A 13,648-nucleotide genomic window follows, 5' to 3' on the forward strand; every position below is an offset into this window, starting at 1 on the left:
TGCGCACCAAAATGCACCTAAACGCACCAAAGATGCACCTAAGCCGCTCTGAACCCCACCGGACACCTGCAAAATGTACAGTGAAATACAGTATGTGCTCGGCGCGCTCAGCGGGGTTCTGATCGGCTTCACGCTGGGCCTCGTTGGCGGTGGAGGATCGATCCTCGCGGTGCCGCTGATGGTCTATGTGGTCGGCGTGAAAAGCCCCCACCTCGCCATCGGCACCAGCGCGCTGGCAGTTGCGGCCAATGCATTGGCGGGTCTGTTCAACCATGCGCGCGAGCAGAACGTGAACTGGCGCTGCGGTGGCTCGTTCGCCTTGGCTGGCGTGATGGGCGCGTTGGGCGGATCGTCGCTGGGCAAGGCGTTTGACGGCGAAAAACTGTTGTTTCTCTTTGCCTTGCTGATGCTCGTAGTTGCCGTTCTGATGTATCGCGGGCGCGGCGATACCGGGATCGAGGGCGTGCAGTGCAACCGCGAGAACCTGCCCAAGGTGGTGCTGTTCGGCATTGGCACTGGCATCCTGTCGGGCTTTTTCGGCATCGGCGGCGGGTTCCTGATCGTCCCTGCCCTCGTCGCCTCCACCGCCATGCCGATCTACCGCGCCATCGGCACCTCGCTGATCGCTGTCGCAGCGTTTGGCCTGACGACCGCCGCCAACTACGCCGCCTCTGGTCTGTTGGACTTCCCGCTCGCCGGAACCTTCATTGCGGGAGGGATTGTCGGCTCGGTCCTTGGCGCAGTGGCGGCAAAGCGGCTTTCGGGGGCAAGGGATTGCTCAACACCGTGTTTGCGGGGCTGATCGTGGTGGTGGCCGCCTACATGCTCTATCGCAACTGGCTGTCGTTCAGCGCATAGACCCGCTCTGACAGCCAATCGAGGCCGGGGCGGTGGTTGACCAGCACGAGGCCGGTGCCGGTTTCGCGCAGCCATGTGTCGAGCGCCTTGGCCACTTCACTTTCCGTTTCCAGATCAAGGCCTTCGCTCGGCTCATCCAGCACCAGCCAGGGCTTGCCCGCAAGCAGCGCGCGGGCGAGCGACAGGCGTTTGCGCTGGCCGCCGGACAGGCGCGCGCCGTCTGGGCCAAGCCATGTTTCCAGTGCGGCAGGCATGGCGTGGATAGTGTCGGCAAGGCAGGCGACTTGCAGTGCGGTCCACATTTCGGCCTCGCTCACCCCCGGTCGCGCAAGCCGCAGGTTGTCAGCGACGGTGCCTGCGAGCAGCGGAGCATCTTGAGCAGACATGGCAAAAAGACCGCGTAACTGGTTGACGTTGTGGCTTTCCATGGACTTTCCGTCAATCAACACAACCTGCGACACATCGTGGCACAAACCGCACAGCGCCTGCACCAGCCGCGTTTTGCCACTGCCCGATGGCCCGGAAATCCGCACGCGGTCGCCCGGTTGGAGTGTGATGGCCTGCGCCCCCTCACCCAGCGTAATCGCCGAGGTTGGCCGCAATGGTGATCCATCAGCCATGCGCTCTGGCATTCGCGCAATTTGCGAAAGCCGCGCGAGTGCGGCATCCACGCGGGCACGCTGGAGCAGTGAGTGGCTCACACCGCCCAGCGCTTCAAACGCGGCGGCTCCGGCCAGCGCGGCCAAGGCCTGCAAGGCAAGCGGGGCGGTGCTGGTGGCCAGCATCAAGGCGACTGTGCAAGACGCGATGGTCAGTTGCACCGCCTGCAGTTGGCCTTCTGCGCGGACGACAGAGGAGCGGGCCTGATCGACCTTTGCCCCTTCCGCGCCGAGCAGCGCGCTGACCCGCTCTGCCTGACCATAGAGCGCAAGTTCGACGCTGGCCCCGGCATATTCAGCATAAAGGGCCTTGAGCCGTTCAAGAGCAGCGCCATGATCCTGCCAAGGCTGGCCAAGCCAACGCGGCGCCAGGGCGCGCGTAGCAAGGACGCTGGTGGCGAGGCCTATTCCCAGAATGACGGCAGCCAACGGCCCGGCCAGCAAGGCCGCGACCAATCCGGCGACTGCACCCGCTGTGCCTGAGGTGATCGAAACGCGCCGGATTGCCAGATCTTCCAGCGCTTCTACATCGCTGCCCAGATGCGCGGCGATGGTGCCGCTGCCCCGCTTGGCCATCTCCGCCATATCGGCAGCGGCGAGGCGGGAGAAAAGGCGCGGGCGCAGGTCTGCAAGGCTGTTCAACGCATCGCGATGGCTGAGCAGGCGTTCGAAATAGCGTGCGAGCGTGCGGGTGATGGCAAGGCCGCGAATGCTTGCGCTGGGCAGGAGGTAATTGAATGCCTGCACCGCAGCGATGCCGCCCGCCCCGGCCAAGGCCGCGCCAGTCAGGAACCAGCCCGAAACCGCGAGCAGCCCGACGCCCGCCTGCGCGGCGAGCGCGCCTGCCAGCCCGGCGGCGAAGCCAGCCTTGCGACCTGCGAGTTGGGCGATGGGAAGATCGGCGCTCATGCGCAGGGCACGGTAGTTTGCGCGGCTTCGATCAGCAGCGGATCGTGCGTGGCGACGATGACCAGCCGGGTGCGGGCCACGTATTGCAGAACTGCGGTGACTTTGCGGGCGATGTCGGCATCGAGATCAGCGGTCGGTTCGTCGAGCAGCAGGATCGGGCGCTCAGACAAGATCGCACGGGCGAGGCCGATGCGGCGGCGCTCTCCGCCTGAGAGGCCCGAACCGACCGGGTCAATCACCAGATCGCCGCCGCGTGCACCGAGCAACGCGTCAAGGCCTAGACGGTGCGCCAAATCGCGCCAATCGGCATCACCTACGCTGCCGAGCAGGATGTTGTCAGCGAGCGTGCCGGGCAGCAGCAAAGGGCGCTGGCCGCTCCACCCAATGTGCGGGTTGAGCGCGCCGGGCGCAACGTCTTGATCTGCCGTCAGCAGCTTTCCCGAAGCGACCGGAACCATGCCAACGATAGCGTGGAGCAGCGAGGATTTACCCGAACCTGTGGGACCGGTGACAGCGTGAAGCCCGGTCTGCGGCCATTGCACACTGAACGGGCCGATGGTGGAGCCATCATCATAACGGACAAGCAGTTCGTGCAACGAAAGGCCGGCCGGCGCAGCGTTGTGCCGTTGTGCTTGCGCCAGCATCGCCTCGGCCCGCGCCAGTTCAGGTTCCGTCGCGGCCATCGCGGCCTCACCCTGCTGCTTTTCGTGATAGGCGGCGGCCATGCGGCGCATTCCCAGATAGAATTCGGGCGCGAGCGCGAGGACAAAGAAAGCGCGCGTCAGATCGAGCGATTCCGGCGCGGGGAACGGCAGGATGCCGAGCAGCGAGAAGCCGCAATAGACCGCGACCAGCGCGACCGAGAGCGCAGCGAAGAATTCCAGCACCGCGCTGGAGACGAAGGCGATGCGCAGCACGCGCAAGGTGCGCGCTGCCACATCCTGCGCGGCGCTGGCGATCTGGCGGGTGACGCGATCCTCTGCGCCGAAGCTGACGATGGTGGGCAGCGTGCGGGCGCGATCCACGAACAGCCCGGTCATGCGGGAAAGCGCAAGATGCTGGCGCTCTGCCTCAACCCGCGCGGCGGTGCCCGCAAGGATCATCCCGAAGGCAAACGGGATCAGCGTGGCCAGCATGATCGCGGCGGCGACCCAACTGGCGAGCGCGGCCAGTGCGGCACAGAACAGCGGGGAGACGACGGCCGCGCTGCGGATCGGGGCGAATTTTCCAACATAGCCATCGAGCACTTCAACATCGTCGATAGCGGTGCGCAAGTCCTCTCCCGGCAAGCGGCCCCGGCGGAACCCGGTGGGCAACAAGGCGCTGAACAGGCGGGTGCGCAAGGCCTGCTTTGCGACATTCGCGGCGGCCTGCCCCTGCGCCGCGCCACGTGCCTGTGCCAGCGCCCGCACCGGACCGCTGAGCGCAAGAGCAGCCAGCGCGAGCATCCCCACCAAAGCGGGTCGGTCACCCATTCCACCACCCAGCCAGAACGCCAGCGCGCCCGCAAAGAGCGCCGCGCCAACGACGTCTGTTTGCCACCAAACAGCGGCGCGGCGCGCGTGGGACGATTTCGATTTCAGGAAAGTAGAAGCGGGCTGGGTCATTTCACGAAGCGCTTATGGCCCGCCCCTTAGGGTGACTGCAAGTGTATATTACCGTTTTCTGATATTGGGAAGTGTGATAGATGGCGGGCCAAGTCGAGTCGGGCCTGTCGTGGCATTGATCCGACCTGTCACGTACCGGGGATTCCTTTTATGGATATGGCCGTCGTCGAACTATCGCGGTTACAATTTGCACTGACTGCGATGTATCATTTTCTGTTTGTGCCGCTGACGCTCGGCCTGTCGTTCATGCTGGTCATCATGGAGAGCGTGTTCGTGATGACGGGCCGCCCGATCTGGCGACAGATCACGCGGTTCTGGGGCAAGCTGTTCGGCATCAACTTCGTGCTGGGCGTGGCGACTGGCCTGACCATGGAGTTCGAATTCGGGACCAACTGGTCGTATTACTCGCACTATGTCGGCGATATTTTCGGCGCTCCGCTGGCGATTGAAGGGCTGATGGCCTTCTTCCTTGAAGCGACGATGGTCGGGTTGATGTTCTTTGGGTGGGACCGGCTTTCGCGCGTGGGGCACCTTGCCGTCACGTTCTGCGTGGCGCTGGGCAGCAATCTTTCGGCCCTGTGGATCCTGATCGCCAACGGGTGGATGCAGAACCCGGTGGGGTCGCGCTTCAATCCCGATACGATGCGTATGGAAGTGACCGATTTTACCGCAGTGCTGTTCAATCCGGTGGCGCAGGCCAAGTTCGTCCACACCGTAAGCGCGGGCTATGTCTGTGCCGCGGTGTTCGTGATGGGCGTTTCGGCGTGGTATCTGCTCAAGGGCAAATGGGTGGGCTTTGCCAAACGGTCGATGATGGTGGCATCCGCGTTCGGGCTGGCGTCCAGCCTCTCGGTCGTCGTGCTGGGCGATGAATCCGGCTATGCGCTGACCGACAACCAGAAGATGAAGCTCGCCGCAATCGAGGCGATGTGGCACACCGAGGAGGCTCCGGCAGGGCTTTCGATCTTTGGCATTCCCGACATGGAGAGCCAGACCACTGCGTTTGAAGTGAAGATCCCCTATGTGCTGGGGCTGATCTCCACGCGTAGCCTGACCGGCGAAGTGGCGGGCATCAACGATCTGGTGCTGAAAGCGGATGAGCGCATCCGGGCGGGCATTCTGGCCTATGATGCGCTGGAACGGCTGAAAGCCAACCGCACCGACGTGGCGGCGCGCGAGGCGTTTGAGCGCAACAAGGCGCACCTTGGCTATGCCATGCTGCTCAAGCGGCAGATCCCCGATCCGCGCACTGCAAACGATGCGCAGATCCTGCAGGCGGCACGCGATACGATCCCCAACGTGCCGGTGATGTTCTGGCTGTTCCGCCTGATGGCGGGGCTGGGTTTCCTGTTCATCGGCTTCTTTGCGCTGGCGTTCTACTGCTCGTCCACCTGCCAGTTTGAAAAGCGCTGGTTCCTGAAGCTGGCTGTGGTGATGATCCCGCTTCCGTGGATTGCCATCGAGTTCGGCTGGTTGCTGGCCGAAATCGGACGCCAGCCGTGGGCCGTGGAAGGCGTGCTGCCGACGTTCCTTGGCGCCTCCTCGCTCACCGTGGGTCAGGTCTGGACGACCATTGCCGGGTTCACCGCGCTCTATTCGGCACTGGCGGTGATCGAGGTGCGGCTGATGCTTTCGTCGATCCGCAAGGGGCCGGTGGAACATGCACCGGAGCCTGAAAAGGACACAGCTTTCGGCGGCGGCTTTGCGCCGATGCCGGCCGAATAAGGAGCGATTGCGATGGGTATTCCCCTCGATTATGAAACGCTGCGCATCATCTGGTGGGCGCTGATGGGCGTGCTGCTGATCGGCTTTGCGCTGACCGATGGCTATGACCTTGGCGTCGCCTCGCTCCTGCCTTTCGTGGCAAAGGACGATGCCGAGCGGCGGCTGGTAATCAATTCGGTAGCGGCGCATTGGGAGGGCCATCAGGTGTGGCTGATCCTTGGCGCCGGGGCGATCTTTGCAGCCTGGCCGTTCGTCTATGCGGTGAGCTTTTCGGGCTTTTACATTGCGATGTTTCTGGTGCTGGCCGCGCTGATCCTGCGGCCGGTGGCGTTCAAGTATCGTTCGAAGCATAACGGCGCCGCTTGGCGCAGTCGTTGGGACATGGCGCTGTTCGTGTCCGGCATCGTGCCCGCGCTGGTGTTTGGCGTGGCGGTGGGCAACGTGCTGCTGGGCGTGCCCTTCCGTTTGGATGGCGATCTGCGCAGCTTCTATGAAGGCACGCTGCTGGGGCTGTTCACGCCCTTTGCACTGTTGAGCGGGCTGCTGTCGGTGGCGATGCTGGTTCTGCATGGGGCCGGTTGGCTGGCCATGAAGATCGAGGACGGCCCTGTGCTGGATCGCGCACGCCGGTTTGGCAGCGTCTCGGCGATTGCAGCCGTGGTGCTGTTTGCTCTGGGCGGACTGATCGTGGCGCAAGGTGGGCTGGGTTTTCGGATCGATGGCGTGGTTGACACTGCCGGGCCTTCGAACCCGCACTATGCCGGGGCCGTGATGGCGGCGGGCGCATGGCTCGACAATTATGGCGCGCAGCCGTGGACGCTGTTCGCGCCGGTGCTGGGGCTGGCCGGGCCGGTAGTGGCCCTGGTGGGCATTCGCAGCCGCAACCACCTGCTGAACTTTGGCGGTTCCTCGCTGGCGACGGTGGGGATCATCGCGACGGTGGGGCTGTCGATGTTCCCGTTCATCCTGCCCAGTTCCATCGATCCGGCATCAAGCCTGACGGTGTGGACCGCATCGTCGAGCCATCTGACGCTGTGGATCATGCTGCTGGTGACAGTGGTCATGCTGCCGCTGGTCCTGGCCTACACCGCATGGGCAATGCGCGTCATGTTCGGGCGACTGACGATGCGCGAAATCCAGCATAGCCCCGACTTCTACTGAGGAATCAAGACGATGTGGTACTTCACCTGGATACTCGGCCTTGGCCTTGCCGTATCGTTCGGGATCATCAACGGCATGTGGAACGAGTTCCGCATGGGTGATGCAGGAGAGGCGGAGGAATAGCTTTCGGCAATCGGCCTGACGCTTCACGCTTGACCATCATGGCCCGCCCCGCAACGGTGCGTGGCCATGGCGCTGATCGAGATCATTTCCGAGGCGGCGGTCGTCGGCGCAAACGTCGATGCGCTGGCAGACTACTATTTCCCGATCCTTTGTGGCTTGGGTGCGATTATCCTGATGGTGGCGTGGTTGCCGCTGGTGCTTCGCAAATGGCCGCTATCCCTTCCCATGATCTGCCTCGGGCTGGGCGTCGTGGTATTTTCGCTTCCACCCTTTTCCGCCCTTGCCCCTCATCCCGAAAAGACGCCCGGCCTCATTGAACGGGCCGCAGAACTGATCGTCATCGTCTCGCTGATGGGAGCGGGGCTGAAGATCAGCAAGCCGGTCAACGACAGGAAATGGCGCGCGACATGGCGGCTATTGGCCGTGGCAATGCCTGTAACCATCATTGCCCTGATGGTTCTGGGGCAGCAGTTGCTGGGGCTGGGCCTTGCCACGGCACTGCTCTTTGCAGCAGCGCTGGCGCCGACCGACCCAGTGCTGGCCGGCGATATCCAGATCGAACCCGGCGAGGAAGACGCTCCGGCCGAATTCACCCTGACCAGCGAGGCCGGTCTCAACGACGCGCTGGCATTTCCCTTCATCCACCTCGCGCTTGCTCTGGCCGCTGCGGGGAGCTTCGCCTCGGCAAAGCTTGGCGACTGGTTGCTGGTGGATGTGCTATGGCGGCTTAGCGCGGGAACGGCAGCCGGAGCGGGGCTCGGCTGGCTGGTCGGTGTCATCATCTACCGACTGCCAAGCAACACCCGTCTTTCACGGACTGGCGACGGGTTTGTCGCACTTGGGGCAACCCTGACGGTCTATACCCTGACCGAATTCGTCCATGGATATGGCTTCCTTGCCGTCTTTATCGCCGGGCTGATGATGCGCCGTGCGGCACGAGGCCATGACTTCAACACACGCCTGCACGACTTCGCGGACGAGGCCGAGCGCCTGCTGATGATGCTTCTGTTGTTGCTGTTCGGAGGAATGCTCGCTGCGGGGCTCCTCGCTGGCATCGGGCTGGCAGAGATTGCATTCGCCGCGCTGGCGCTATTGGTGGTGCGCCCTGCGGCAGGTCTGTTGAGCCTGATCGGTTCACCCATTCAGGGGCTTGAACGAGGGATCATCGCCTTTTTCGGGATACGGGGGCTCGGTTCGGTCTATTACCTGAGCTACGGCATCAATCACGGCAGGTTTGACCATGAGCACAGCCTGTGGGGGACGATGGGCCTAATCATCGTGAGTTCGGTGGTGATCCACGGAATGCTGGTAACGCCATCGCTGGCCCGGTTGAAACGCACGCGACAGGGCGCTGCCGGTCAGTAGACACGACAGGCCCTGCCGCAACGTTATCGTCAGGCGATGTCTTCGACCTTGAGCTTCGGCTTGAGTTCGGCCCGCGCTTTCTCTTCTGTCTTCCGGCGCTCGAAAACATCGCGCATGTGCTGGCGGTCGGCTTCGGTGAGAATCTTCTCACTTTCCACAAACTGCTCCTGCTCCTCTTCGCGGATGTGGTGCAGGTATTCGTGTTTCAGATCAGCGAAGCGCTCCATCCACTTCTTCTTGCCCATGTCGCGCGCGGTCAGGTCATCGAGCATCTTGTCGATGTCCTTGTGCTCGGCCACGGCGTGGCGTGCAAATTCGGTGGTTTCCGGGTTGCGCAGGACAGTGGACCACAGCGCCTGCTCCTCGGCAGCGGCGTGGGATTTCAGCTCATAGACCAGTTCCTCGAATAGAGCCTCGCGGTCTGCGCTCTTGCCCTCGGTTACCTCGATCATGGCGAGCAGCGCGCGGTGTCGGTCATGGTCCTCAATCAGGCGCCCGAAGATATCGGGCAGCCCACGCAGGTCGGTCTCCGGGGTTGTCCCGATCCGCGCCGGAACATCGGGCGCGATGGCTTTGGCCTTGGCTACAGCTTTGGATTTCGCCTCAGCGGGCGCTTCACGTTTGGTTTTGCTTGCCATGTTGATCACTCCCTCAGGCCAGATCACGGATCTTCGGCTCGCGCGCAAAGTGGCGCACCGGGCCGATGTTCAGCAGTTCCTCGTTGGGCACAACGCCCTCGTCCTTCTCTACGCCTGCCTTGTCGAGGATCACTTGTGTCCCCTTGCAATGCGCGATGGTCTTGCAATGGCCATAGGCGTCCATGAACCATTGCACCGCCGCGCCTTGCGTGGCGAGCTTTGCCGCAGCATCAGGCATCAGCACCGCAGCCACCGCATCGAACAGCACCGAGGGCGAACCTTCCAGCTTGCCATCGGCCTTGAGCGTGCCACCCTTGACCGCGATCCCGCCAACCTTGGGCGCGACAAGGAACACGCTGCCGCCTGCCGCTTCAACGCCAGACTTCAGCTTGTCGATCGTTTCCTTGTCCGAACCTTCGGCAAACAGGATGCCGACCTTGCGGCCTTCAAACGTCATCTTCGCCTGCTTCTGGATGGAAAGCGCATCCGACGGCTTCATCTTCACAGGTTCACGCGCCGCCGGGGCCTTTTCCGGCAGATCCATCGCCAGACCATCGGCCACCCGCTTTGCCAGCGCCTCGTCAACATTGCGCAGCCTTGAAAGCACGCGAACCCGGACGTGTTCCAGTGAAACCTTCGACAGTTCGAACACCATTGCCGAAGCAATGTGCGCCTGTTCGCTTGTCGTCTGCGACTGGAAGAACAGCGCAGCCTGGCTGTAGTGATCGGCAAACAGGTCTGCCCTCACGCGCACCTTCTCGGTCGGGTCATTGCGCTCGCCATTTTCGCGGAACGAGGTGAAGCCCGTGTCCACGGACGCGCGCGGTCCTGCATCCTCGCCCGCTTCGTCCAGCGAGTTCGGTTCATAGTTGGCACGGCCAGTTGGGACCAGCGTCTGCATCAGGCCATCGCGCTGCATATTGTGGAACGGGCACTTGGGCGCGTTGACCGGGATCTGATGGAAGTTGGTCGTGCCAAGGCGCGACTTCTGCGTGTCGAGATAGGAGAACAGCCGCCCCTGCAGCAGCGGGTCGTTGGAGAAATCGATGCCGGGAAGCACGTTCGAGGGCAGGAACGCCACCTGCTCGGTCTCGGCAAAGAAGTTGTCGACGTTGCGGTTGAGCGTCATGCGGCCGATGATTTGCACCGGCACATCTTCTTCGGGGATCAGTTTGGTGGCATCCAGCACATCGTAAGGCTGCTTTGCCGCAAACTCCTCGTCAAACACCTGCACGCCCAGATCCCACGCCGGGAAGTTGCCCGCCTCGATGCTTTCAAACAGATCGCGGCGGTGGAAATCCTGATCGGCCCCGGCAATCTTCACGGCCTCGTCCCAAATCAGCGATTCCATGCCCAGCACAGGCTTCCAATGGAATTTGACGAACTTGCCTTCACCCGCAGCATTGATGAAGCGGAAGGTGTGGACGCCAAAACCTTCCATCATCCGCAAGGTGCGCGGGATGGCGCGGTCGCTCATGGCCCACATGATCATGTGCATCGTTTCAGGCATCAGCCCCACGAAATCCCAGAAGGTGTCATGCGCGCTGGCGGCCTGTGGATAGCCACGGTCGGCTTCCATCTTCACCGAATGGACAAGATCGGGAAACTTCATCGCATCCTGAATGAAGAACACCGGAATGTTGTTGCCAACAAGATCCCAGTTGCCTTCATCGGTATAGAGCTTCACGGCAAACCCGCGCACGTCGCGCGGCGTATCGACCGAACCTGCCCCGCCTGCGACGGTGGAAAAGCGCACGAAGACCGGGCAGGAATTGCCCTTCTTCTGGAACAGACCTGCCTTGGTCAGTTCAGGGATCGCCTTGGTCACTTCGAACACGCCATGCGCGCCCGATCCGCGCGCGTGGACGATCCGTTCGGGAATGCGTTCGTGATCGAAGTGGAAGATCTTCTCGCGCAGGATGAAGTCTTCAAGCAGCGTCGGGCCGCGTGCGCCAGCTTTCAGGCTGTTCTGGTTGTCGGCAATGCGGTGGCCAAAGTTGTCCGTCAGAAAGGCTGAGGCATCGTTGCCACTCGTGGCGTTCTGATGCGTCTCTCCGGCATTGCCGGATGCCGTATCGTAGCTGGCCTTGCCACTGCCCGGCTGGTGGTCTGCCAGACCGTTTTCAAGTGCGGGGCTGGCGGCGGAAGGTTCAGGTGCTGTCTTGGCCATTGAAAATGTCCCTTGGAAAGTGTGCGCGCGCAAGCACACACGAAGGCAGGGCTGAAACGCCCCACCTCCGTTCGCGCCATACAAATGCGCCGAAAAATCTATCTGGATCGAACCTGCGGCAAGACCGCCTGCTCCGTGAGGGAGCGGGCGGCCCGCCAGTCAGGATCAATCAGTACGGCAGGTGCCGCTGGCGCGCCTGCTTCTTCTTGAAATGGCGCGAAACAAGCCAGGTTCCGGTCGCTGCTGCCACCATGCCCATTGGCCCCATGCGCCGCATGGCCGTGGCTGCAACAACGCCCAAAAGCGCGCCGCCACCTTCGCTCATATCGGGAGTGCGTTCAGCAATCTTTTTGCCAACAACAGCGGAAATGATCTTGCCTAGCATATGTCCTCCTGTTCGCGATTTGAACGAGCGCGCGAAGACATGGTTCCCGCCGTAACCAGATGGAGCCGTTGAACGACCGAATAAACACGGCTACCGTTAGTCTATTAGAGCACTTTCCGACCAATCTGGCTCACCACGACGGAGCCGATTTTGGCCGAGTGCAAGGATCGAGGAGGGAGCCATGCCATTGCATAGTGACCGAGGAGAGACGCAGCAATCGGCCAAAAGGGGCCCGCCCCTGCGGGGTTGCCGCAGGGAGCCCCTCGGACCGCGTCGCCTTGTTTGGACGGGCAACCAGCCCGCCCTGCACAAGGCTCCTTGCCGAGAAGCTTCCTGCGGCAATCGTGGTGAGCCAGATTGGTCGGAAAGTGCTCTAAGGCCCCCGGCGTGGTCCCGCTGCGTTGTTTGTCAGGGCCACAAGGCGAGGAATTGATCGGAATGAACGGCGCGAACGCTCTGGTCGGGACGCTTGCCGACACCGGCATCGAAGTTTGCTTTGCCAATCCCGGTACGTCGGAAATGCACTTTCTGGCGGCGCTGGAAACGCCGCGCATCAAATCGGTGCTGTGTCTTTTCGAGGGTGTTTGCACCGGGGCGGCCGATGGCTGGTATCGGATGCGCGACAAGCCGGCCAGCACGCTGCTGCACCTCGGCCCCGGCCTCGCCAACGGACTGGCCAATATCCACAATGCCCGGCGCGCTAGTTCAGGCATGGTCAACATCGTGGGCGAACATTCCGCCTCGCACTTGCGGTATGATCCGCCGCTCATGTCCGACATTGAAGGACTGGCCCGCCCGCTGAGCCACTGGGTCCGCCGCGCCGAAAGCGCGCAGAGCATCGCTTGGGATACCGCAACTGCGGTGGCAAAGGCATCGGAGCATCCGGGCCGGATCGCCACGTTGATCCTGCCGGGCGATACAGCATGGCAGGACGCCAGCGGCTCGGCCACGCCAAGCTTTGCCGCACAGCCCCGCAAAGCGCCTGATCCTGCCCGCATCGAAGCCGTGGCCAAGGTCTTGCGATCGGGCGAGCCAACGCTGATGATCCTTGCCAACAAGGCCGCGCGCACCGCCCCACTGGAACTCGCCGGAAAGGTAGCCGCAGGGACCGGGTGCAGGCTCGGATCGCAGTTCTTCACCACCCGGATAGAGCGCGGCGCTGGCCGCGTGTCCTTGGAACGCATTCCTTACGCGGTCCCCGCTGCGATGGCCTTCCTAAAGGATTTCAAGCACATCATCACGGTCGAAACGCGCGAGCCGGTGGCCTTCTTTGCCTATCCTGACCGGCCAAGCCTGATGAAAGCGCCCGACGCCATCGTTCATACCTTGGTCGAACCGGACGAGGACAGCGTTCTCGGGCTGGAAATGCTGGTCGATGCGCTTGGCCTTGGCGGCAGCGCGCCGCGTTTGCAGGCAGCGGCGGAACGCATCGCCCCGTCCGGTAAGCTGGACCCGATCAGCATTGCTCACGCCCTGTGCGCTGGCATCCCCGAAAACGCCATCGTAGTGGATGAATCCCTCACCAGTGGCCGGGAATCGATGAGCTATACGCTCGGCGCGCTGCCGCACGACATGATCAACAACCTCGGCGGTTCAATCGGTTACAGCCCTCCTGTGGCCACCGGCGCGGCGATGGCCTGCCCTGATCGCCGCACCATCTGCCTGGTGGGCGATGGCAGCGCGATGTACACGATCCAGTCGTTGTGGACGCAGGCGCGCGAACAGTTGCCGGTGACCACGGTGGTTTTTGCCAACAACAGCTACAACATCCTCAAGGCCGAATATTCGAACATGGGCGCAGGCCCCGCTCCCACCGAACGCGCGCTGACCATGATCGATATTGACCGCCCGACGATAGACTGGCTGGCGATGGGCAAATCGATGGGCGTCCCCGGCGTCCGCGTGGAAACTGCCGAAGACTTGGCCCGCGCGCTGCTGAACGCGAACGGCGAGGCTGGGCCGCGGTTGATCGAAGTGAAGCTTTACTAGCTGGACTGGTCCGGTCTCTTACCATTCCAATTCGGAATACATTTATCATTCAATAGAAC

10 protein-coding genes and 1 pseudogene are annotated in these 13,648 nt (G+C 62.7%); 6 read left to right on the plus strand and 5 right to left on the minus strand.

The window, feature by feature from the left end; genetic code table 11:
* The first annotated feature begins 73 nt into the window (after window positions 1–73).
* Window positions 74–858 (plus strand): annotated as a pseudogene (locus tag B7X90_RS05595) (sulfite exporter TauE/SafE family protein).
* Here the strand turns inward: B7X90_RS05595 and B7X90_RS05600 are convergent.
* Both B7X90_RS05600 and B7X90_RS05605 read right to left on the minus strand, forming a co-directional pair.
* Entirely contained in the window at window positions 828–2,426 is a 1,599-nt protein-coding gene (locus B7X90_RS05600; protein ID WP_292622483.1) for an ATP-binding cassette domain-containing protein, read from the minus strand. The pseudogene B7X90_RS05595 and the gene B7X90_RS05600 sit on opposite strands and share 31 nt — an antisense overlap.
* A complete protein-coding gene (locus B7X90_RS05605; protein WP_292622485.1) occupies window positions 2,423–4,033 on the minus strand; it encodes an ATP-binding cassette domain-containing protein in 1,611 nt (536 codons plus the stop codon). The genes B7X90_RS05600 and B7X90_RS05605 overlap by 4 nt, the downstream gene beginning before the upstream one ends.
* 150 nt (window positions 4,034–4,183) lie before the next feature.
* Between B7X90_RS05605 and B7X90_RS05610 the strand changes: the two genes are divergently transcribed.
* The 4 genes from B7X90_RS05610 (at window position 4,184) to B7X90_RS05625 (ending at window position 8,407) form a co-directional block, all read left to right on the plus strand.
* Entirely contained in the window at window positions 4,184–5,758 is a 1,575-nt protein-coding gene (locus B7X90_RS05610) for a cytochrome ubiquinol oxidase subunit I (RefSeq protein ID WP_292622487.1), read from the plus strand.
* Window positions 5,759–5,770: 12 nt separating this feature from the next.
* Window positions 5,771–6,919 (plus strand): cytochrome d ubiquinol oxidase subunit II, encoded by a 1,149-nt coding sequence (gene cydB, locus B7X90_RS05615; protein ID WP_292622490.1) that lies wholly within the window; start codon window positions 5,771–5,773, stop codon window positions 6,917–6,919.
* A 12-nt stretch (window positions 6,920–6,931) separates the two neighbouring features.
* Window positions 6,932–7,042 carry a cytochrome bd-I oxidase subunit CydX gene (gene cydX / locus B7X90_RS05620; protein ID WP_292622492.1) on the plus strand — a complete coding sequence of 37 codons (111 nt, stop codon included), beginning with the start codon at window positions 6,932–6,934 and terminating at the stop codon, window positions 7,040–7,042.
* 66 nt (window positions 7,043–7,108) lie between these two features.
* Window positions 7,109–8,407 carry a cation:proton antiporter gene (locus B7X90_RS05625; protein WP_292622494.1) on the plus strand — a complete coding sequence of 433 codons (1,299 nt, stop codon included), beginning with the start codon at window positions 7,109–7,111 and terminating at the stop codon, window positions 8,405–8,407.
* 29 nt (window positions 8,408–8,436) lie between these two features.
* Here the strand turns inward: B7X90_RS05625 and B7X90_RS05630 are convergent, their stop codons facing one another.
* The 3 genes from B7X90_RS05630 to B7X90_RS05640 form a co-directional block, all read right to left on the minus strand.
* A complete protein-coding gene (locus B7X90_RS05630; RefSeq protein WP_292622495.1) occupies window positions 8,437–9,045 on the minus strand; it encodes a hemerythrin domain-containing protein in 609 nt (202 codons plus the stop codon).
* A 13-nt stretch (window positions 9,046–9,058) separates the two neighbouring features.
* The gene (locus B7X90_RS05635) at window positions 9,059–11,215 is read right to left on the minus strand and encodes a catalase (protein ID WP_292622496.1); all 2,157 of its coding nucleotides are present in this window, start codon (window positions 11,213–11,215) and stop codon (window positions 9,059–9,061) included.
* Between the two features lie 169 nt (window positions 11,216–11,384).
* Window positions 11,385–11,600, minus strand: coding sequence for a hypothetical protein (locus tag B7X90_RS05640; protein WP_292622498.1), 216 nt, complete (start codon window positions 11,598–11,600; stop codon window positions 11,385–11,387).
* 438 nt (window positions 11,601–12,038) lie between these two features.
* On the opposite strand from B7X90_RS05640, the gene B7X90_RS05645 reads away from it, so the two are divergent.
* The gene (locus B7X90_RS05645) at window positions 12,039–13,589 is read left to right on the plus strand and encodes an acetolactate synthase large subunit (protein ID WP_292622499.1); all 1,551 of its coding nucleotides are present in this window, start codon (window positions 12,039–12,041) and stop codon (window positions 13,587–13,589) included.
* The last annotated feature ends 59 nt before the right edge of the window (window positions 13,590–13,648 follow it).

The organism is Novosphingobium sp. 17-62-19, from assembly GCF_002256775.1.
In the GTDB taxonomy this organism is placed as follows: Bacteria; Pseudomonadota; Alphaproteobacteria; order Sphingomonadales; family Sphingomonadaceae; genus Novosphingobium.